Source organism: Methylophaga sp. UBA678, from assembly GCF_002299105.1.
GTDB lineage: Bacteria > Pseudomonadota > Gammaproteobacteria > Nitrosococcales > Methylophagaceae > Methylophaga > Methylophaga marina.
Genome location: NZ_DBNG01000011.1, coordinates 39,129 through 59,930 on the forward strand (window position 1 = coordinate 39,129; position 20,802 = coordinate 59,930).

Here is a 20,802-nt window from a genome sequence, read left to right on the forward strand (position 1 = left end):
TCAGGAGGCATTGTGAAGTTCAGCTTTAAATCATCCATTGTCTGGTTAGCCGCTTTTGTTTTGATTGCTCAAGTCGCATCAGCTGCTCTTCCACTTAACTGGTTTTCTGATAAAGATGAAATGCCCACATTGGCGCCAATGCTAGATCGCAGCAAACCTGCCGTGGTCAACATAGCGACAAAGAGTGAAGTCAGAGTTCAAGATAACCCTTTCATGAATGACCCTTTTTTCAGGCACTTTTTTAATGTGCCCGAGCAGCCAAGGGTCAGACAACGTCAAAGTCTGGGGTCAGGCGTCATTATTGATGCCAAAGAAGGCTTAGTCATTACTAATAACCACGTCATACGCGGCGCCGATGAAGTGACGGTCTCACTTAATGATGGCAGGACTTTCCAGGCTGAGATTGTTGGTAGCGATCCTGCCACCGATGTGGCACTCATTAAAATTCCAGATGACAACTTATCTGCTCTTCCTTTGGCAGACTCCGACTCACTGCGCGTTGGTGATTTTGTTGTCGCCATCGGTAACCCATTCGGTTTGGGACAAACAGTCACCTCAGGTATTGTTAGTGCTTTGGGAAGAAGTGGCCTCGGCATTGAAGGCTATGAGAACTTTATCCAAACAGATGCCTCCATTAACCCTGGTAACTCAGGTGGTGCATTAGTTAACCTGCGTGGCGAACTGGTGGGTATCAATACCGCTATTTTTTCACCAGGTGGTGCTTCATCTGGCAATATCGGTATCGGCTTTGCTATTCCCAGTAACCTCGTTAAACAAATTACCGATCAGCTCTTAGAACATGGTGAAGTGCAGCGTGCTTACTTAGGTGTTCAAATGCAGGATATTACGCCTGAATTAGCACAAGCCTTTAATATTGAGCGTCAACAAGGCGCCGTTGTGAGTCATGTGATTCCTGATTCAGCTGCCGCGGATGCCGGCTTGAAAGTCGGTGATGTGATCACAGCAGTCGATGACACGCCATTGCTGAATGCGGATAGCCTAAGAAATACCATTGGTTTGATGGTTGTTGGTCAAACTGTGAAGCTCGATATTATTCGCAATGGCAAAGCCAAAACCATTAAAGCAACAGTAAAACAAACGCGTAAGACAGCATCTGATGGGTTAGTGCATCCTAAGCTTTCTGGTGCCACCTTTGGTGATATTGAGCAGGACTCGCCCTATTACGGTCAGATTGAAGGCGTGGTGGTGTATTCAGTCAAGCGTGGCAGCCCCGCCTGGAAAGCAGGCCTAAGACCCGATGACATTATCACCTCGGTCAACCGTCAGCCAGTCAATGCACTAGAGCAGTTCAAGCCAATGGTAAGCAATGCGAAGGAATTATTATTTAATATTGTTCGCGGCCGCCGTGCGATGTTCTTGTTACTTAAATAAGTCAAAAAAGAGCCTGACTATTCAGGCTCTTTTTTTAATTTCTGGTGAGATTAAGCTTCTGAGTAAAAACGTAGACACCGTTAGTAAACAATGACCATTCCACATAGAGCTCATCATCATTAGGCGCATCAATGGTAATCATATACTCTAAATAACGAACACCAGCATTAGGACCATTCGAAGCAAACTCACGTTGATTCGCCTCAATATGTCGACCGCTTGCACTCAGTCCATACAAACTTTCGATATTAATCAGACCTAAGGTCTCCGAACGACTGACACGCTCTGCCGGAAACACTTTTTCTAAACGTGCTTTAAACAACACAATACTGCTTTCTTCAACATCAGCTTCGACTTGCATTTGTTTATGTAGTTTTAGTGGATTGTTATCCGAACCTTTACAGGAAATTTCCTCGCCAGTGCCTGTCCATTGTCCTTTCAGTTGTTTGAGAAACTGGAGCGCTTCTTCATTTTTATCTATGACAAGGCTTTTATCATTATTACGATACTCCTCTTCCAAAGACTCGGCTGTAGGAGAAGGTTGATAACAGTCATAGGCAGCCGCAACAGGTGAATGTAAACACCACCCCAACACCCAGATCAAAACATACGATTTTCTCATTATAAAAGGTCCATTTGCGTCGTGATTAACTATGATCAAATGCTTTTCATTATGTGTTGTCAATCGAAACGGACAAATTTACATGCCAGCGTAATTTGCTAAAGCAGAAAACTCACCCGTATATTGAGTGTCAGTAGCAGAAGCACTCACTATTTGTCTGTCTTCATTTACTCAACAACAGGATATAAGCCGAGAACAATGGAATCTATTTATCAGCAAATTATCAGTCGTAACCCGGGTGAACCAGAATTTCATCAAGCCCTTTATGAGGTTTTGGAAACATTAACACCGGTGTTAGAACGTCACCCTGAGTATCACCAAGAAAAAATTATCGAGCGCTTATGTGAGCCAGAGCGACAAGTGATATTTCGTGTGCCCTGGGAAGATGATAATGGCGAACTCCATATCAACAGAGGTTTCCGCGTTGGTTTTAATAGTTCATTAGGTCCATACAAGGGTGGCTTGCGTTTTCACCCCAGTGTCACGCTTGGCACAATCAAATTTCTCGCCTTTGAACAAACTTTCAAAAATGCGTTAACAGGCCTGCCTATTGGCAGTGGCAAAGGCGGAGCAGACTTTGACCCCAAAGGTAAATCTGATCGTGAGATCATGCGTTTTTGTCAGAGCTTTATGACTAGCCTTTATCGTCATATTGGTGAGTCTACCGACGTACCTGCTGGTGATATTGGTGTTGGTAGTAGAGAAATTGGTTATCTGTTTGGTCAATACAAGCGTATTACACAACGTTATGAAGCTGGCGTAATCACTGGCAAAAGTCCAAGCTGGGGTGGCACATTAATTCGTAAAAAAGCCACCGGCTATGGTGCCGTCTTTTTCTGTGAAGATATGCTCAGAGCTGTTCATGATGAGGAATTGAAGGACAAAGTTGCCTTGGTTTCGGGCTCAGGTAATGTGGCGACTTATGCTATGGAAAAACTGCGGGCTTCTGGTGCAAAAGTCATTGCCTGCTCAGATTCTGGTGGTGTCATCGTGCATGAACAAGGTATTGATGTTGATGCCATTATTCGCATTAAGGAAGTAGAAAGACAGCGAATCTACACTTACCTCGATATTCATCCTGACGCCAAATATATTGAAAATGGCAATATCTGGGATATTCCGTGTGACATTGCATTCCCCTGCGCGACCCAAAATGAATTGGAAGAAGAAGACGCACAAAGCTTAGTCAACAACGGTTGTATTGCTGTCTGTGAAGGTGCCAATATGCCCAGTACACCAGAAGCGATTAAAGTCTTTCAGACGAATAATGTCGCTTTTGCTCCAGGCAAAGCCGCCAATGCGGGGGGTGTGGCTTCATCCGCCTTAGAAATGCAGCTCAATGCCACTCACAGCAGTAGTTATGAATACAGTGAAGATCGTCTGCATGAAATCATGAACCACATCCATAAAGCTTGTTGCCAAACCGCTGAAGAGTTTGGTGAACCACACAATTATGTACTGGGTGCCAATATTGCCGGCTTCAGACGTGTGGCAAATGCCATGTTAGCCTTTGGTCTGATATAGAAAAACGGGCCAGCCTGAATTGGGGCTGGCCCATCTTTTTAAAACAATTTCTTCATGCCAGTCACAATGGATAACACCATCACACCCGCAATCAGGCCAACACCACCATTAAATAACACAGGCATCATAACGGTCATGACTGCACCCATTGATGCATTCAAACCCTCTAATAGATGATGTAAAAAAGGGAGTCCATGCACCAGAATACCGCCACCGACTAAAAACATGGCGATCATGCCCACCACCGATAGAAACTTCATCAACTTGGGCGCGAGAAATAAAATGACCTGACCCAGCTTACGCTGGAAACCATCAAAGCGGCTATCGCCCTGTCCAGCTTTGACTAAAGCCAAACCGGCATCATCGAATTTCACAATACCCGCTACCAGGCCATAAACGCCTGAGGTCATCACAATGGCTATTAAAGACACCACGATGGCTTGCGTCAGTAGACTTTCACCCTGAGCCACACCAAGCGCGATCACAATAATCTCTGCGGAAAGAATAAAATCTGTTCTGATCGCCCCTTTTATCTTTTTACGTTCATAAGCTTTGATATCAATATTTTCATCTGCCGTTGCTGCGGCCAGTTTTTTCTTATGCTCGTCATCACTTTCTTCATGCGGTAACCATTTATGAGCCAGCTTTTCCATGCCTTCGTAACAAAGAAATAAACCACCAAGCATCAATAAAATCGTCACACCAATCGGAAAAACAGCACTGATGATCAAAGCCAAAGGAACAAGAATCAGCTTATTAAGAAATGAACCTTTCGCTACCGCCCATACGACAGGTAACTCTCTTTTGGGATCAACACCTGTTACTTGTTGTGCATTAAGTGCAAGATCATCACCTAATACGCCCGCCGTTTTTTTTGCCGCCACCTTTGTCATCACTGATACATCATCAAGTAATGATGCAATATCATCGACCAGAGCTAATAAACCAACACTTGCCATAGTTTTTATTCCTATATGATTTGCAGGTAGCGTATTTGTTTACTTTCCTGCTGTCTACCTGACTTTTATCAGACAAAAACGTCAGGATTTTATTGTGGATGAAGTCTATATCTCGTTTATATAAATAAAGCTAAGAATGGCTCGAGCAAATACATTAGTACAGAAATCAGAGCGGTTAAGAGAACGAGCCAAAGATCACCAAAAGTCTTCGCTAACAATTTAATAGTGAGTTTATTCGGGTTATTTCGCGATCCAAACGACCTCTTCGCTTTCCAGTAATTTTGTTAAGTCTGGATAAATGACATAAATGCTTTTGCTGCTGGACTGGGTCTAGATGACCAAATCATATACAAAGCACGCTTTGGGGCTTCTTTTATTGGTATAGCCACAGCATCTGAGAATTGTTCAGACAAAGGCTTCGGAACGATGGCATAAGCCAGACCAGACGCAACTAATTGCTCAATTAAACTGATGTGGTCAACCACAAACTTTACTTTAGATACCAGCCCCTGACTTGCAAAGGCTTCATCAGTCTGTCTTCGAGCACTACTTTCTTTTGGGTAGTTAACCATCGGCTCAGAGGCAAGTTGATGTAATGACAACAGCTGATTCTTTGCCAAGTGATGTTCGCATGGAAGCACGGCGACCAGAGGCTCTTCAGCCAGTTGAGTATATTCCACCCCAGATATGGATTCATCGACCCATAAGCCAATCAAAGCTATATCGAGACGATGGTTTGTCACATCGGTAATTAATACTTCACTACCTGCTGTTTTTAAACCAATATCAACCTCTGGATAATTTTGGTGAAACTCTGCAAAGACATCTACGATATTGACTATAGTCATTGCTGAAATCATGCCGACATTAAGGCGGCCAGCAACAATTCCCGTTGTTGCTGTCACGTCAGTGTAAATTTTTTGCACTGAATCTAAGGTATGTTTAGCCTGCTCCACAAACGATTGTCCCGCCAGCGTTAGAGAGACCTTTCTTGAAGTACGTTCAAAAAGGGATACGCCTAACTCCTCTTCTAGCTTTGCAATCTGATGACTTAATGCCGACTGAACGGTGTGGCAGCGTCTAGCTGCCAGGGTAAAACTTGATTCTTCGGCTACAGCTACGACATATTCAATTTGTCTTAGATTCATTGATCTATCTCATTTAAAGATAGCTCCAATGATAACAATGCATTTGAATCATTAATACTTACATCGCATAGTATGGCTAATTCACTCTCTGAAATGCCTTATGACAAAACAACAAACCGTATTAACGCAAGGCTTAGTTTTATTGATGGCAACCGCCACCGGCATTGCCGTAGCAAGTAATTACTACGCCCAACCATTACTCGACACAATAGCCAATGAATTCAGGCTAAGTCACTCCCTAGCCGGCAATATCGTCACCACAGCTCAACTGAGTTACGGCATAGGCTTGTTGTTTTTAGTGCCGTTGGCAGACAGGCTAGAGCGCCGTCAACTTATTGTTGTCATGAGCCTATTCGCAACCGTTGGTTTGTTAATAAGTGGCTTTGCTGGAAGTTTGCCATGGTTATTACTCGGCACAGCCATCACAGGCCTTAGCTCTGTTGTCGCGCAAGTATTATTGCCACTGGGCGCCACACTGGCCTCAGAACAGCAACGAGGCAAAGTCATTGGCACAATCATGGGCGGACTTTTGCTGGGCATATTGTTGGCTCGTGTTGTGGCGGGCGGTTTATCCAGCTTGGGTAGCTGGCGATTCATTTATTGGTTTGCTGCTGTTGCTATGTTCATTACAACATTGGCTTTGGCTCGTTATTTACCGACTTACCATAACAATAACGATATGAGCTACAAGCAGATATTAGGCTCTGTTATGGGCCTGTTTATCAAAGAACCAATACTTCGTTATCGATCTATTTTGGGGATGTTGTCATTTGCCTTGTTTAGTATGTTTTGGACGCCCCTCGCCTTCCTATTAGCCGAGCCTCCCTATGAATATAGCGACGCTACTATCGGCTTGTTTGGTCTTGTTGGTGTGGCAGGTGTATTTGCTGCGTCATGGGCTGGTAAATTAGCCGATGCCGGAAAAGGCGATCTTGGTACTCGTTTAGGTTTATCAGTATTACTGTTTAGCTGGCTACTGCTCTTTGAGGCGCCAAGTTCACTTATTGCGCTTCTAGTTGGCGTATTACTGTTGGATTTGGCTGTACAGTTAGTGCATGTCAGCAATCAAAATAAAATTTATTCTTTACACCCTGACATCCGCAACAGACTCACTTCAGCCTATATGACCTGTTATTTTATCGGTGGTGCATTTGGGTCCTGGTTCTCAGTTTTGCTTTACCAACATTATGCTTGGCATGGAGTTGTTATCGGCGCCTGTAGTATTGCTATCATCGCCTGCTTTTTTGGGTTCAGATCAAAAAAGTATTAAAAGTGTAAACACTCACTCACAATTGAGGCTCAATATCCAGGTGTAGACCATAGGTACATACTGGCCTGTTTATTTAATATAGATAGAGAATACACAGCATCACAAGCTCGCCCAGCAGCACCATAACAAACATGAAGGGGTAACAGATGTTCTTCTCTGGGGTGACAATAGCGTGCGTAAGGCGCTTCATCCCAGTGTTGCAAACGCGTCTTCCTATCTTGCTCGCTGATATTAGCACTTGAGCACGTCTCAACCAGCCAGTCTTCAAAAGACTGATTCATTTGTGCATGAGTCGGATCGTCTTTGCTAAAAAAAGCGCGCATATTATGAAATGAAAAACCCGAACCAATAATAAGCACATCTTCAGCCAGAGTGTCTGTCAGTACTTCTCCGATCTTTAGATGAAGCTCAGGATCCAACCCATTGACTAAAGAAAGCTGAATACAGGGAATATCTGCATCTGGATACATAATGGTTAGCGGCACAAACACCCCATGATCCAGCCCCCGCTCTTCCTCAAGCTCCGCAGCTATATTGGTGGCATTAAGTTTTTTCACTATCTGTTCAGCTAACTCAGGTGCGCCATCACAAGAGTATTTAAACGTATAAGAAGCCTCAGGAAAACCATAATAGTCATAGAGCAAACCAGGCTGTTTTTGATGTGTGATGCGGACATGATTTGCTTCCCAGTGCGCACTGATCACAATAATCGCTTTTGGTTTTTTTATCTTTGTTGAGAGGGTAGTCAGTGTCTCAACTAACTCTTGATGTGAAGGGTCACCTAATAGCGGTAAAGGCCCACCTCCATGCGAAATGAATACGATATCTGCCATCATTTCACCTCGATAAACCACTTTGGCTTCATTCGGCCAAAGTCTGTTCTGATAGGTGATTTCAATCGTCTGGCAGAATCAATGACCACAGCATTATCGTCATCACGCATAAACACCGCCCAATGCCAGAATGGCTTTCCTTGCTCCCTATGCCACTTTAGAGCGATAAGCGCTCTATCAGGCAATCTGTCCCATGACACAAAAGTCGTTTGCTTATCACTGACTGAGATATGCAATGCAGAGAGTAACTGCCTGACATGGCAAGTCTCGGACCAAAGCGTTTTATCCTCGGCAAAGATACCCAATGAATTGGCTAGCTGTTTGGCTTCGGCATAGCTTATCTGGGCTAAATTAGCACAGGCAGCGATACCACAGCCTGAAGGCTCTTCTTGAACTACTGCCCAACCGCTCACTTGTGTTTTCATTTGCTACTTCAAACTCACGATGCTGAACATATAAACGGTAAACATGACTTCCATCTCAACAGCAACACATCTGCTGACATAGCAATAATATGCCCTTAAATAAGAGCGAGCTAATGAGATCTATACATGGCAGGCTATGAAAAGTATCAGGCTTTTTTAACAAACTCAGATTTGAGTTTCATGGCGCCAATACCATCAATTTTACAATCGATATCGTGATCACCACCGACCAAACGGATATTTTTGACTTTGGTACCTACCTTCACCACAGCCGAAGATCCTTTTACTTTCAGATCTTTAATCACCGTAACCGTGTCACCATCCTCCAAGACATTACCGTTTGAATCACGAATAACATCTTCATCAGCCGCTGTACTATTCTCACCTTCCTGCCACTCATGCGCACACTCAGGACAGACAAAAATATCTTGATCCTGATAGGTATATTCAGAACCACAGGCAGGGCAATTCGGCAAATCACTCATAATATTTCCAGATAAACAAAAGGGTTATTCTAACCGATATAAGTGTTAAAACCTGTTTTATCTGCATAAAAAAGGCCCCTCTCGGAGCCTTTTTAATTCTAAGAAATACTGATTAGAAGTGGTAACGAACATTACCTGTAATATTACGACGCTGTGCATAACCACAATCTTGTCCAGCCCCTCGACACCATGCTGTATAGACTTCGTCAGTCACATTCTGGGCATTAACTGTAAAGTCCCAGTTTTGATATGTGTACCCCAGCATTGCGTCGACCAAAATCTCCGATGGAATATAGGGTGCGCCACCTGAGCCAGTTCTACTACCCAGATAGCGAACACCGGCACCTAAACGCCAATTAGTGCCAATGTAGAATTTATTCCACCACGAAGCATTCCGTTCTGCTACAGAGCCAAGACGTTTACCGTTCGCGTCATCAGCGTGGAGCTGCGTGTAGGCTAACTGCGTTTCGAAATTATCCCAGCGTTTATTGGCCTGAACTTCCCAACCATCAACTGTAGCACCCGTTTGCGAAACGCCCCCCGGTGTTGAACCCTGCTCTACACGATTTTGTTGGGTAATATCAAAGTAAGCTGCTGTGATAGCTAAACTACGATCATCAGATAAATATTTGACACCGTACTCACGTTGCACACCTGTCGTTGGCTCTAGTGTGCCACCAGCCCCATCTGTGCCCAAGTTCATGACAAAGGCTTCGGTGTAACTGGCATATGGTGAAATACCATTATCAAAACGGTACATTAATCCAATCCGCCCAGTATTCACTTTCTCATTACTTTCTGTATCTGGACCAGTTTCGGCGAGAGAGATATTTTTTGCCCAATCATGACGTAATGCAGCAGAGATAACTACGGGACCAATTTCCATTGAGTCGGCGACATAAACCCCTGTTTGTTCAATACGATTATCATCGGGGTTTGAGTATGAAATAACACCACTTTGTAAGTTACCGTATTGAGGATTATAGACATTAATGGTGCCGCCTAAGCCAGTACCGTAAAAGTAGTTATCTTCTTCGTAGGTAGCCTCTTGACGATCAACACCAACTACGAAGGTATGATTAGTCATACCTACATCAAACATACCTTCCAATCTGGCATCAAAATTAAGTGCTCGTACTTCTTTATCGACGGTGTAAATAGTACGATTTACCGTGCCATCAGCGGCTGGTATAGATGGAATATCAACCCAATGTTCGCGCGTCCAGCTTTGTGATTCTAAATAACGAGCAACCGCAGAAAATGTCCAGCTATCATTAAAGCGATGGTCAAACATCGTGGTGAATGATGTCATCTCGGTATCGTATCGGTCCCATCCCGGCTCACCAACAAAGGTATCAGTATCGATATGACCTAATGGGCCATCGTATAAAGTACCGACAGAAGGTAAAAACTGAGTAGACACCACACTATCTGTTTTCTGTCTGGTAAATAACACCGATAAATTTGTATCGTCACTGATCCGCCAGGTCAGAGAAGGCATAATCAAAAAGCTATCGTCATTCACGTGATCAACCTGTGTGTCACTATCGCGGGTAATCCCTACGAATCGATACAGAAGTTGACCATCCTCATCCACTGGGCCAGTGACATCAACACCCAATTGTTTACGATTATGCGAACCATATTGAGCCCAAACTTCGCCTTGCTGCTCAGCTTTAGGCATCTTTGAGTTCATATTCACAATACCGCCCAAGTCACCTTGACCATACAGTGTTGCTGATGGTCCTTTTAATACTTCTATATTTTCAAGAGCATAAGGGTGGATACGCACCGTATTGTAGTAACCATAGTTATACCGTAAGCCATCAACATAGGATGAAGGATCTAAGCCACGAACTTTTGCTGAATCAATACGCGTATCGAAACTCCCCCCCACATAAATACCAGAGGTATAGCCCAATGCATCTTGTATGGAATTTGCCCCAAGATCTTCCATAAAGTCATCTGAAATGGTGGCAATAGAAAAAGGCGTGTTTTCTGCTGAGACACTCATTTTCCCCACTTGTGGTTCCTTTTCCAGATCAATATAACCATTACTTTCTTTATATTGATTAGATGTCACTTCCACTCGCGGAAGATCCACGCTGTCATCTGCATGAACAGGCAAGCTTGCCAAAATCAGACTGCTTAACAATAGGAGAGATGAGCCTGGCCGAATAGCCTGACTATTTGCTTGATTCATTTTATGCCCCGTAAACTAAATAACAATGATTATTATTTGTAATAATTTACGGAAATTAGCGTTTTATGTCAAAACAAAACTCAGGAATGACGACGTTAAAAAAGGCGAGTAAACGCTGTTAAATCATCCAACCTTCATATTCCTAAGCCAACGCCTCAGTTAAGGTGTTATAAAAACTCATATTTTTCTGATACTGCTCAAAAGACATCATATTGTGGTTGTATTGATACTCCACACTTTCGATAATCTCTGAAACCGCCGCACCATAATCATAGTCGGGGCTGGCATAAGGGTTAACCCAATTAGGGTCACCTGGTTCACGCCCAATATTTGCTAACCCTACGGCAAAGATCATGTGAGTTGGAATGTCCATAGTTGATAGCCCATCAGAGGCTTCTTCCCAAGCTGCTTTAAATGAAGCGGGTGCATTGTCCGGAGGGAAAGTAAGCATATTACCCTCACCAATTGTGGTTAGGCCGTCATTATTTAAATCCTTGGTATGACCTGGAGCATTCAATAGATTAGCTGCGCCTTCGTCAGATAACACCGAAATATTAATGGACTCAGCCAAGCTATGAGCTTGTCTGACCACATCAAGCTCTTCAGCAGACAAGCTCCTCAATGCGGCTTTGGGATCATGAATTTCTTGTACTTTTTGTAAGATATTCTGAAAAGTTGTCACAGCTTCATCAGACATGCTGCGTTGGTGCATTAAAGCCACCGATTTGTCTGACAGGGCGGTAATATTTGCCGTTAGGTCACGTGCTGATTGGCTGGAAATCGTCATCTTATGTCCTCATCCTGAAGTGCAATGATAACGTAGCAATCTCAATGCCAGAACATTAGTGCTGAACAGGGCTCGACTCCACCTCGATAGCATCCAGATGGTGTAGTACAAGATTCGGATTGTAGCCACGCACCACGTGTTTATTGACGACTAAGAAAGGTACGCCACCACCGCCTAGAGCATCAAAATTACGTTTTGCCTGAGCTGACTTTTCAATATCCAGATCATCATAAGCGATATTTCTTCGCTCCATAAATGCCCGCATTTTTGCACAGTAACCACACCATTGCGTGGAATACATCGTGACGTAGGTGGCAGGTAAATAAGCATAATCTTTCGGCGGATAAAAGAAGTCTTTCACAGTATGCCACTGCTGCACCAGCACAAACACTGCTAAAAATAACAGAAACTTCTTCATTTTCCAGCCTGATTATTCATTGGATAACCGGAACTTTCGTTTGCCAGCCTGCAGGCAAACACCTCACGAGCTGAGCGCGTACCTTGTGCCAGAATCCTGATAGAAGCAGCAAAGAAAAGCCAATAAACACGCCGACATAGGCAAAGCTGTCGCCCGCCAGCCCATAGGTATCTAATAACTTGGTTAAGGCCACCAGCACATAGATCAACGCTGATACCATAAAAGCACGGCGATCAATCACTAACGACACTAAGGTCAGCAATACATATAAGCCCATAATCAAAGCCAATGTGGAGCTACTGTGTTGACCATCAAATATGCCAAGAGTGGAAAAGATGGGGTGCACTATTAAAGGTGCTGCAGTGAGATGTAACCAAAATGCCACATCAGACTTCCCCGTCACACGTTTTAGATCGGCTGCATCCCAACGCATGGCGACACTAAACACCACCAAGCCACCGCCAAACATTAACCAGCTTAAATAACTTTTTAGTGAAGGGAACAGTGAGACCAGCAGTGACACGATAAAAACCACGGCTGAAGCTGTGCCAGCAGCCACAGTGATCGGCACTTTAAAGCGCTTCCAATGACACCATGCTGCAACAGCTGCGACCGAGCCCGCCAGCATAAAGCCATTTTCAGATGGCAAACCCAGCGCTAAAACAACGGCAGCAAATATACCGCCTACAAAGCTGACTAGTAAGAAAATCCCGGGCAAGGCCATTTTTCGCTTCAATACGAAAAACTCAGCTAATCCCCACGACAACACAGCGACAACCAACGCAGCTAGAGGTGGACTTATCGCTTGCAACACCCAAGCCGTGGATAACAGCAACAAAGCGCAAGCCATCAACACAAAGATATCGTTAAAACTGGATACTAGCTTGAAGTCTTCTTCATCGGCGAAGTGAGTATTGCGTCTTTGCAACCTGTCTTGCCGAAATTGCTCTACAGCTGATGCGGTAAAAATGCCTTTTTCTATGGCCTGCTCTAAATCATTCTCGGTATACATTCGTACCTCAGATTGTTCATTGAGTAGCAAGTCTAACAATTAAGCTCTTCGCTTGTTACCCAAAAATCGCTATCGTATTCATTACCTTCCAGTTTTGTTGAATATGTTGAATATAAAGATGATATCTCTAAAACAATTACGCTATGCACTCACTGTAGAGGAAACCTTACATTTTAAAAAGGCAGCGGAGCAATGCAATATCAGTCCGTCAGCATTGAGTACAGCACTACATGAACTTGAACAACGACTGGGACTACAAATTTTTGAGCGTGACAATAAAAAGGTATTGATCACCCCTATCGGCAAAAGAGTGTTACTTCAAGCACGCTCGATCATGTTGCAAGCAGAAGATTTGCAGAACTTTGCCCAAACACAAAAAAGCCTGTTCAGCTACCCGCTGAATATTGGTGTGATACCTACTATTACACCTTATATTTTACCTAAGCTGCTATTGCTGATTAAGCAGCATTACCCACTGGCACAAATTAATATTCTTGAGAACCAATCACACATCCTGGTAGAAAAAGTAAAACAAGGCGAGCTCGATACCGCATTGTTAGCCTTACCGTTTCCCTGTGAAGGTCTGTTAGAGATGCCTTTTTGGGATGAAGACTTTTTCTTGGTTAACCGCAAAAATGAATCTAATGCCCAACTCACAGAAATCACTAGTGACAAGCTTAACCTCAATCAGCTCTTGCTATTAGAGGATGGCCACTGTCTGAAAGACCATATTCTCAATACCTGTCATGTTTCATCTAAATCGGTGAATCAAAGTTTCCGCACCAACAGCCTCAATACACTTTTACAACTGGTGTCCAATAATATGGGCACGACTTTGGTTCCAGAAATGGCGATTGACCAACTCAAATCACACTATCCGGATCTCGCCATTATGCACCTAGATGAACCCGGTCCACATCGTCAATTAGCCTTTGTCATGCGACCCAATTTTACTCGTCTAAGCAGCATCGAAAAATTGATAGACATGTCTAAATCCGTACTTGACAGACATCATTCAAAATAACTGAACATTATCTTTGAATTATTCAAATTTACTAATCATTATCAGCAATTGATACTCATTCTCACTCCACAAAAACAACAGGAGGGAGAATATTATGCTGAAAAAAACACTACCTTTAGCAACCGCCATCGCGATTGCTCTATCCAGCACCAGCGCATTTTCAGCTGGTGAACCTAAAACACCGTCATTCTGGTGGCCAGATCAACTGAATTTGATGCCACTCCGACAACATGCAGAAAAATCTAACCCTATGGGTGAAAATTTTAACTATGCAAAGGCCTTTAACTCTCTTGATCTAGAATCAGTTAAAACAGACATTAGAAAAGTGCTGACAACCTCACAGGATTGGTGGCCTGCTGATTATGGTAATTACGGTCCATTCTTCATTCGTATGGCTTGGCACAGTGCTGGTGTATACCGAATCTTTGATGGTCGAGGCGGTGCTTCTGGTGGTCAACAACGGTTTGAACCACTGAACAGCTGGCCAGACAACGTTAACCTTGATAAGGCACGCCGTCTGCTCTGGCCTATCAAACAGAAATACGGTAACAAGATTTCTTGGGCGGATCTGATGGTACTGACAGGCAACGTCGCGCTTGAATCTATGGGCTTCAAAACATTTGGTTTCGCTGGCGGTCGTGAAGACGACTGGGAGCCTGAAATGGTTAATTGGGGTGAGGAAAAAGAATGGCTATCCGATGCCAAACGTTATCATGGTGACAGACAACTAGAAAAACCTCTTGCAGCCGTACAGATGGGTCTGATTTACGTTAATCCAGAAGGTCCAGGAGGTAATCACGATCCCATTTCAGCGGCTGATGATATCCGCACCACTTTCGGTCGTATGGCGATGAATGATGAAGAAACCGTTGCCTTGATTGCTGGTGGTCATACTTTTGGTAAAGCCCACGGAGCACACAATCCGGAAGAATGTGTCGGTGCAGAACCCGCCACAGCAGAGGTTGAACAGCAAGGCATGGGTTGGATTAACAAATGTGGCACAGGTAAAGGCGCAGATACTGTCACTAGCGGCTTGGAGGGCGCATGGACGATTACTCCGACGGCCTGGAGCATTAACTATCTGCAGAACCTGTTAAATATGGATTGGGTGACAACAAAAAGCCCAGCCGGTGCCACTCAGTGGATTCCTAAAAACGCCGATGAAGTGAAATTCGTCCCTGATGCCCATATCTCTGGGAAACGTCATGCTCCTATTATGTTCACGACGGATATCGCGCTGAAGAAAGATCCCAAATATCGTGAAATTTCCGAACGCTTCTTGGCCAATCCCGAAGAGTTTGATTTGGCTTTTGCTAAAGCTTGGTTCAAGTTGACCCATAGAGACATGGGTCCTTATGCCCGTTATCTAGGTGCAGACGTCCCACATGAAAAACTGATTTGGCAAGACCCACTACCTGAACTTAATCATCCTTTGATTAACGATAAGGATATAGACCAAATCAAAGCACAAGTCCTCGACTCAGGTATCAGTGTTCCTAAGCTGATCAGAACCGCTTGGGCTTCCGCTGCCAGCTTCCGTGGTACGGACATGCGTGGTGGCGCTAACGGTGCTCGTGTTCGGCTAGCGCCACAAAAAGATTGGCCAGCCAACAGTCCGGAAGAGCTAGCGGAGGTACTGACTGTGCTGGAAGGCATTCAGCAGAATTTCAATACCAACTCAGCTGAAAGAAAAGTGTCACTTGCTGACGTTATTGTGCTCGCTGGAGCGGCAGGACTAGAAAAAGCCGCACAGAATGCAGGTTATAAAATCGATGTGCCGTTCAAACCAGGACGCGTGGATGCCCTTCAGGAACAAACTGATATCGCATCATTCAACGTACTTGAACCGACAGCGGATGGTTTCCGGAACTATTTCAGCTCTGATAATAGTCGTTCACCCACTGAAATGCTGGTTGAACGGGCTAACTATCTCAGTTTGTCTGTACCAGAAATGACCGTTTTAGTGGGAGGCATGCGTGCACTTGATGCCAACACCAACGGTATTTCACATGGTGTTTTTACTGACAAGGCCGGCACGCTAAGCAATGACTTTTTTGTGAATTTACTGGACATGTCGACTAAGTGGGTCAAAGCTGATGAAGCAGGTCTCTATAAAGGAGTCGATCGTGACTCTGGTCAGCAGAAATGGACTGCAACACCTGTTGACCTAGCATTCGGCTCAAACGCTGAGCTCAGAGCAATTGCCGAAGTCTATGCGGCGAATGGCAACGAACAAAAATTCGTGGATGACTTTGTTGCAGCCTGGGTCAAGGTAATGACACTAGATCGTTTCGACCTAGCACAACGTTAGAGAGCAATCTTTATGACCTGGCAGGTAGTGCTACCTGTCAGGTCTCTTTATTTAATACTCTACAAACTTAGAGTTAGGTCGAATGCTCGCCATACAAGTTCATTTAGCCTTATTCATAGTAACGTCAACTCCTATAACACGATTCCGGCCTTGCTCTTTCGCTTGATACAGCAAGTCATCTGCTTCACCGAATATCCACATTTCATCATTGGACTCAGGATAGACAGTCACCACACCAATACTGCAAGTTAATATGGGTTTTGTCGGTGCGTTTTTATTGGGGATAGCAAGCTTTTCCACTCGCTCAAGTAGCTCGTTCGCCATAGCTTCTGCTTCTAAAGCCACCAACCCACCCCAAATCAAAGCAAAGCAAACTCTTCACCACCATAACGAGCACACAAATCACTGGGTCTTTTTACAAAATTCTTCAATACGCGAGCGACTTGAACTAAGGCTTCATCCCCCACCTGATGTACATACGTATCATTTAAAAGTTTAAAGTGATCAATATCCAAAACAGCCATGGAAAAAGGCAATGTCAGACGATGACAGCGTCGCCACTCTCGTTTGAGAAAGACATCAAAATGGCGTCTATTGGCAATTTGCGTTAATCCATCAATACGGGACAGCTCTCGTACACGCTCCTCAGCCACCTTACGTTCAGTGATATTCTGGTGACTTACTATGAAGTGAGCCCCCACTTTCACATCAAGCGGCAAGACTCTCATCATAAACCAACGCTGTTCTTCAGGACTGTGACAGGGATATTCGTAATAAAAGGAGTGTTGTCTATCAGCGATAACGTCTTTAATACCGACTCCAACAGCCTCACCGATTTCATCCCCCATACTGGCAGCTTTTTCACACTCCTTGATGTAATTAATGCCACACCAGTCTTCTATCGTCGATTCATTATCGCTGGCGAAAGTACACCAACTTTGGTTGACAAAAACAATCTCGCCCTGGTTATTAATGACGACAATATGTTCGGTAAGTGAGTTAAGGATTTCCTTAAGAAAATCGTAAGAATCAATCAAGTCGCTGCCCTAGGATGTGGAACTGATAGACATCATCATTGTGGCAGTGAACGTCACAAGATAATGGTGAATGCGTTAAACAGCTAGACCATAACCTATTAACTGGGCTGAGTAATTAACCTAGATTATCTCAACCAACAACACGCTATAGAGATAGTCATAATTGGCTGCTCAGCTTGGATTCAATTACAACCAACCTTTGCGTTTAAAGTAGAAATAAGGCGCCATACCGGCAGCTACCATTAAACCGATTGCCATAGGGTAGCCGAATTCCCAATCCAGCTCTGGCATGACGTGGAAGTTCATACCGTAAATACTCGCCACCAATGTGGGTGGTAAAAACACGACGGCGGCAATCGAGAAGGTTTTAATGATCTGGGCTTGTTGAATATTGATAAAGCCCTGTGTCGAGTCCATCAGGAAGTTGATTTTATCGAACAGGAAGGTGGTGTGAGACATCAACGTTTCCAGATCTCGCAGGATCTCATATAAAGTTTCACGTGACTCAGTCGCCTCACGTAGATTTCTGAGCAGAAAGGAAATATCACGCTGCGTATCCATCAAACACAGACGAATCTTTCCGTTACTGTCTTCCAGCCTGGCCAACTGGCTGATGCAATCTTCCAAATCAGCCGCTTCATCTTCCAAAACTAAATGGCTGACTCGTTCCAGTTCACGATGGATATCTTCCAGATTATCCGCATGGTTTTCGACCTTTTGTTCCATCAAGGTGATGAGTAACTCACGTGGTGTTTTGCAGCTGATTTGCCCACGGCGGGCACGCATACGCAGCAAACGGAAGTCACTCAGCTCACCATCTCGAATCGCCACCAAGCGATCTTCTTGCAGGATGAAGGCAACAGAAACCGTGTGATGTCGCCCTTCTGAATACCCCAGAAATAATGAATGCACATGCAAACCGTCCTGATCCGTAAAACAGCGTGCTGACGCTTCGATTTCTTCGACATCATCCACATCAGGCACTTCATCACTAAACAAGGTACCCAGTAACGCCCGTTCGTCATCATCTGGTTCAAGCGCATCAATCCAATCAGCCTCTCGCAATTGCGCGGCAGAAATCTCTCCCTCAACCGGAATTTCTTTGATTAGACCTTTTGCGATTTTGTACAGACGAAGCATGCGAACTCCTCTTTGCTAGTGTAACTGGCGGGTGAGCTTGGCATTGTATCGTAACGAATGCTTCATGCCGATGACTAATCCATCTATCGCAGTTTAAATAACTCCTGATGAAACTGATCAGGGTGTAATCCATGCTGAATGAAGTCCTTGCGTAAGGCTTCACCAAAGGCTGATGGCCCACAAAACCAGATACTGGCCTCTTGCCAGTCTGGAACAGCTGCACGAATTCGTTCTGCATCGAGGTGGCCATCTTCATCATCCACCATTAAGTGTAGCGTGACGTTTGAGGCTTCTACATCAGCGGATAACTTTTGTCTGACGACATCATTAATCTGTGACGTGGGATGAAAAAAGTCGATGATTTTACCATCCCTCTCATCCGCTAAACGTTTCATGCGAGCAATAAATGGCGTGACGCCGATTCCCGCACCAATCCAGATCTGTCTTGGCTTATCATCCGTAAAGTTAAACTCACCATAGGGTCCTTCCATCATGACCGGCATACTCACTGACAAACGTTGCTTTAATCGTGCCGTATGATCACCCAGCTCTTTAATCACAAAACGAATCAAACGCGTGTCCGGATTCCAGGCTGAAGCGATAGTGTAGGGATGAGCACCTTCTTTTTTATCTGACATCGCAAAAGCAAACTGTCCGGCATTATGCCCAGGCCAGCCTTTATCCATTTTTACCGTTACTTCCATCACTCGCATATCCGAGTGATATTCCAGCTCAGTAATATGGCCCCTTATTTTACGCTTAGCACCAACTCGCCCCATCAACACCAAGACTGCAGAGATAGTCCCACCTAGGAGTAATACGGCCATCAACCAACCTATAGGCTGAGACCAATATTCGAATCGCAGTAATATCACTGCATGAAAAACAAATAGCAGATAAGTAATCGCTAATAAATTATGCGTCTTAGCAAATAAGCGATAAGGAAAACGTTTAATTAAAGCCAGCACAATCAACAAAGCAGCAACATAAAAAGCCCACTCACCAATAGTCTCAGCTAAGCCACGCTGTGAACGAAATAAGCCTTCCCAGAAACCTAACTCTGGCTGCGCGCCTCTGGGGCCACGCTCAGGTTTAACTAGCCAACCCCAGCCCACCATCCATTTCGTGCCTTTTGCAAACCACCAATGTGATACCGCAAATACCAGCGCACTGATACCCAGCCATTTATGCAAACGGTACATCTTGTCCAGACCATGAAAAAAAGGCTCAACAATCTTTGGTCTCAATGCCAACAACATCGCGATACTCATTACGGCTATGGCGATGACACCACTGTATTGAACAAATACAGCCCTAAACGAAAAGTAAGTAAACGGAGCTGGCCATAAATTATCGGCCATCAACCACAACGCAGTGGGCAATAACAGTGCTGTGAGAAAGGCATATTTAATCTTTTTCATGAGTCTCTGATGAAGTGATGGAATTCTTACGGCTAATTTAACCCAACAAAAGTTAAGGCAACGTTAACGTCATAATCAGATCTGCATGGTCTGACTAGTTTGATTACAATGACAACAAACGCACATCAAAAACAGCGTGTTTTTAGCACATACAAAACAGGATCAGCATATGAAAGGCAGCCCAAAAGTTATTGAACTTCTCAATACATTACTCGCAGGCGAACTGACCGCTATGGATCAATACTTCATTCACTCACGTATGTATGAAGACTGGGGACTGACTCGCCTCTATAATCGCATCGCTCACGAAATGCAGGACGAAACCGAACACGCCGACCAAATGATCAAACGCATTTTGTTTCTGGAAGGCATGCCCGACCTGACACACCGCGAACCACTTCATGTTGGTCACACCGTCAAAGAGATGCTACAAAATGACCTCGACTTGGAATACGCCGTCGTCAAAAACCTGCGTGATGGAATTGCTCTTTGCGAAGCCGAAAAAGACTATGAAACCCGTAAAATGCTCAAACAACAGCTGGAAGATACCGAGCTGGATCACACCCACTGGTTAGAACAACAGCTTGGCCTGATTGACAAAATGGGACTGGAAAATTATCTGCAAGCCATGACATTGGCCGAAGCGGAGTAGTTCTCGTTAGGCTGGATACGCTCTCCAAGCTCGTCAATTTCGCCTTGATGGTGAGTTAGGGAAATGTTTGCCCATTTCCCTAACAACCCTAGGGCACCCCACCGTGCTGGCCTGCGGCTCCACTGCGTTGCTCGCTTTA

At 44.4% G+C, this 20,802-nt stretch carries 20 protein-coding genes; 6 read left to right on the forward strand and 14 right to left on the reverse strand.

The genetic code is table 11. The features are described from left to right. Positions 1 to 12 precede the first annotated feature (12 nt). Entirely contained in the window at positions 13 to 1,392 is a 1,380-nt protein-coding gene (locus B3014_RS06645; RefSeq protein WP_289243513.1) for a DegQ family serine endoprotease, read from the forward strand. Positions 1,393 to 1,426: 34 nt separating this feature from the next. On the opposite strand, the gene B3014_RS06650 is transcribed toward B3014_RS06645, so the two are convergent. Continuing rightward, complete coding sequence (locus B3014_RS06650) at positions 1,427 to 2,014, reverse strand: hypothetical protein (RefSeq protein ID WP_289243514.1); 588 nt, start codon at positions 2,012 to 2,014, stop codon at positions 1,427 to 1,429. Positions 2,015 to 2,212: 198 nt separating this feature from the next. Between B3014_RS06650 and gdhA the strand changes: the two genes are divergently transcribed. Beyond that, a complete protein-coding gene (gene gdhA / locus B3014_RS06655) occupies positions 2,213 to 3,538 on the forward strand; it encodes an NADP-specific glutamate dehydrogenase (protein WP_289243515.1) in 1,326 nt (441 codons plus the stop codon). Positions 3,539 to 3,576: 38 nt separating this feature from the next. On the opposite strand, the gene B3014_RS06660 is transcribed toward gdhA, so the two are convergent. Next, positions 3,577 to 4,497, reverse strand: a complete 921-nt coding sequence (locus B3014_RS06660; RefSeq protein ID WP_289243516.1) for a DUF808 domain-containing protein — start codon at positions 4,495 to 4,497, stop codon at positions 3,577 to 3,579. 284 nt (positions 4,498 to 4,781) lie between these two features. Continuing rightward, positions 4,782 to 5,645 (reverse strand): LysR family transcriptional regulator, encoded by an 864-nt coding sequence (locus tag B3014_RS06665; protein WP_289243517.1) that lies wholly within the window; start codon positions 5,643 to 5,645, stop codon positions 4,782 to 4,784. Between the two features lie 100 nt (positions 5,646 to 5,745). On the opposite strand from B3014_RS06665, the gene B3014_RS06670 reads away from it, so the two are divergent. Then, positions 5,746 to 6,915: an MFS transporter gene (locus B3014_RS06670; protein ID WP_289243518.1), complete on the forward strand. Its 1,170-nt coding sequence runs from the start codon at positions 5,746 to 5,748 to the stop codon at positions 6,913 to 6,915. Positions 6,916 to 6,944: 29 nt separating this feature from the next. Here B3014_RS06670 and B3014_RS06675 read toward each other — a convergent pair whose 3' ends face one another. The 7 genes from B3014_RS06675 to B3014_RS06705 form a co-directional block, all read right to left on the reverse strand. Next, entirely contained in the window at positions 6,945 to 7,751 is an 807-nt protein-coding gene (locus tag B3014_RS06675) for a DODA-type extradiol aromatic ring-opening family dioxygenase (protein ID WP_289243519.1), read from the reverse strand. Then, positions 7,748 to 8,173: a hypothetical protein gene (locus B3014_RS06680; RefSeq protein WP_289243520.1), complete on the reverse strand. Its 426-nt coding sequence runs from the start codon at positions 8,171 to 8,173 to the stop codon at positions 7,748 to 7,750. Before B3014_RS06680 ends, B3014_RS06675 begins: the two co-directional genes overlap by 4 nt. Before the next feature lie 146 nt (positions 8,174 to 8,319). Beyond that, positions 8,320 to 8,658, reverse strand: coding sequence for a zinc ribbon domain-containing protein YjdM (locus B3014_RS06685; RefSeq protein ID WP_289243521.1), 339 nt, complete (start codon positions 8,656 to 8,658; stop codon positions 8,320 to 8,322). A gap of 112 nt (positions 8,659 to 8,770) precedes the next feature. Beyond that, positions 8,771 to 10,861, reverse strand: a complete 2,091-nt coding sequence (locus tag B3014_RS06690; protein WP_289243522.1) for a TonB-dependent siderophore receptor — start codon at positions 10,859 to 10,861, stop codon at positions 8,771 to 8,773. 142 nt (positions 10,862 to 11,003) lie between these two features. Further along, positions 11,004 to 11,648 (reverse strand): hypothetical protein, encoded by a 645-nt coding sequence (locus tag B3014_RS06695; RefSeq protein ID WP_289243523.1) that lies wholly within the window; start codon positions 11,646 to 11,648, stop codon positions 11,004 to 11,006. Between the two features lie 55 nt (positions 11,649 to 11,703). Next, positions 11,704 to 12,066, reverse strand: coding sequence for a glutaredoxin family protein (locus tag B3014_RS06700; protein ID WP_289243524.1), 363 nt, complete (start codon positions 12,064 to 12,066; stop codon positions 11,704 to 11,706). A 16-nt stretch (positions 12,067 to 12,082) separates the two neighbouring features. Continuing rightward, positions 12,083 to 13,117 (reverse strand): hypothetical protein, encoded by a 1,035-nt coding sequence (locus B3014_RS06705; RefSeq protein WP_289243525.1) that lies wholly within the window; start codon positions 13,115 to 13,117, stop codon positions 12,083 to 12,085. Positions 13,118 to 13,196: 79 nt separating this feature from the next. Here B3014_RS06705 and B3014_RS06710 point away from each other — a divergent pair, with 79 nt between their 5' ends. Continuing rightward, positions 13,197 to 14,102, forward strand: a complete 906-nt coding sequence (locus tag B3014_RS06710) for a hydrogen peroxide-inducible genes activator (RefSeq protein ID WP_286306041.1) — start codon at positions 13,197 to 13,199, stop codon at positions 14,100 to 14,102. A 94-nt stretch (positions 14,103 to 14,196) separates the two neighbouring features. Continuing rightward, positions 14,197 to 16,413 carry a catalase/peroxidase HPI gene (gene katG, locus B3014_RS06715; RefSeq protein ID WP_289243526.1) on the forward strand — a complete coding sequence of 739 codons (2,217 nt, stop codon included), beginning with the start codon at positions 14,197 to 14,199 and terminating at the stop codon, positions 16,411 to 16,413. 99 nt (positions 16,414 to 16,512) lie between these two features. Here katG and B3014_RS06720 read toward each other — a convergent pair whose 3' ends face one another. The 4 genes from B3014_RS06720 to B3014_RS06735 form a co-directional block, all read right to left on the reverse strand. Continuing rightward, positions 16,513 to 16,758, reverse strand: a complete 246-nt coding sequence (locus B3014_RS06720) for a diguanylate cyclase domain-containing protein (RefSeq protein ID WP_289243527.1) — start codon at positions 16,756 to 16,758, stop codon at positions 16,513 to 16,515. A 14-nt stretch (positions 16,759 to 16,772) separates the two neighbouring features. Beyond that, positions 16,773 to 17,450 carry a sensor domain-containing diguanylate cyclase gene (locus B3014_RS06725; protein ID WP_289243528.1) on the reverse strand — a complete coding sequence of 226 codons (678 nt, stop codon included), beginning with the start codon at positions 17,448 to 17,450 and terminating at the stop codon, positions 16,773 to 16,775. Positions 17,451 to 17,636: 186 nt separating this feature from the next. Beyond that, complete coding sequence (gene corA, locus B3014_RS06730; protein ID WP_289243529.1) at positions 17,637 to 18,590, reverse strand: magnesium/cobalt transporter CorA; 954 nt, start codon at positions 18,588 to 18,590, stop codon at positions 17,637 to 17,639. A gap of 83 nt (positions 18,591 to 18,673) precedes the next feature. Next, positions 18,674 to 20,011: a ferredoxin reductase family protein gene (locus tag B3014_RS06735; RefSeq protein WP_289243530.1), complete on the reverse strand. Its 1,338-nt coding sequence runs from the start codon at positions 20,009 to 20,011 to the stop codon at positions 18,674 to 18,676. A gap of 169 nt (positions 20,012 to 20,180) precedes the next feature. On the opposite strand from B3014_RS06735, the gene bfr reads away from it, so the two are divergent. Further along, positions 20,181 to 20,663: a bacterioferritin gene (gene bfr / locus B3014_RS06740; protein WP_289243531.1), complete on the forward strand. Its 483-nt coding sequence runs from the start codon at positions 20,181 to 20,183 to the stop codon at positions 20,661 to 20,663. Positions 20,664 to 20,802: the final 139 nt, after the last annotated feature.

What these genes read in the sequence shown, in the direction of transcription:
- B3014_RS06650 (WP_289243514.1), bottom strand. Translation starts at nt 2,014, where the DNA reads ATGAGAAAATCGTATGTTTTGATCTGGGTGTTGGGGTGGTGTTTACAT.
- gdhA (WP_289243515.1), top strand. Translation starts at nt 2,213, where the DNA reads ATGGAATCTATTTATCAGCAAATTATCAGTCGTAACCCGGGTGAACCA.
- B3014_RS06660 (WP_289243516.1), bottom strand. Translation starts at nt 4,497, where the DNA reads ATGGCAAGTGTTGGTTTATTAGCTCTGGTCGATGATATTGCATCATTA.
- B3014_RS06665 (WP_289243517.1), bottom strand. Translation starts at nt 5,645, where the DNA reads ATGAATCTAAGACAAATTGAATATGTCGTAGCTGTAGCCGAAGAATCA.
- B3014_RS06670 (WP_289243518.1), top strand. Translation starts at nt 5,746, where the DNA reads ATGACAAAACAACAAACCGTATTAACGCAAGGCTTAGTTTTATTGATG.
- B3014_RS06675 (WP_289243519.1), bottom strand. Translation starts at nt 7,751, where the DNA reads ATGATGGCAGATATCGTATTCATTTCGCATGGAGGTGGGCCTTTACCG.
- B3014_RS06680 (WP_289243520.1), bottom strand. Translation starts at nt 8,173, where the DNA reads ATGAAAACACAAGTGAGCGGTTGGGCAGTAGTTCAAGAAGAGCCTTCA.
- B3014_RS06685 (WP_289243521.1), bottom strand. Translation starts at nt 8,658, where the DNA reads ATGAGTGATTTGCCGAATTGCCCTGCCTGTGGTTCTGAATATACCTAT.
- B3014_RS06690 (WP_289243522.1), bottom strand. Translation starts at nt 10,861, where the DNA reads ATGAATCAAGCAAATAGTCAGGCTATTCGGCCAGGCTCATCTCTCCTA.
- B3014_RS06695 (WP_289243523.1), bottom strand. Translation starts at nt 11,648, where the DNA reads ATGACGATTTCCAGCCAATCAGCACGTGACCTAACGGCAAATATTACC.
- B3014_RS06700 (WP_289243524.1), bottom strand. Translation starts at nt 12,066, where the DNA reads ATGAAGAAGTTTCTGTTATTTTTAGCAGTGTTTGTGCTGGTGCAGCAG.
- B3014_RS06710 (WP_286306041.1), top strand. Translation starts at nt 13,197, where the DNA reads ATGATATCTCTAAAACAATTACGCTATGCACTCACTGTAGAGGAAACC.
- katG (WP_289243526.1), top strand. Translation starts at nt 14,197, where the DNA reads ATGCTGAAAAAAACACTACCTTTAGCAACCGCCATCGCGATTGCTCTA.
- corA (WP_289243529.1), bottom strand. Translation starts at nt 18,590, where the DNA reads ATGCTTCGTCTGTACAAAATCGCAAAAGGTCTAATCAAAGAAATTCCG.
- B3014_RS06735 (WP_289243530.1), bottom strand. Translation starts at nt 20,011, where the DNA reads ATGAAAAAGATTAAATATGCCTTTCTCACAGCACTGTTATTGCCCACT.
- bfr (WP_289243531.1), top strand. Translation starts at nt 20,181, where the DNA reads ATGAAAGGCAGCCCAAAAGTTATTGAACTTCTCAATACATTACTCGCA.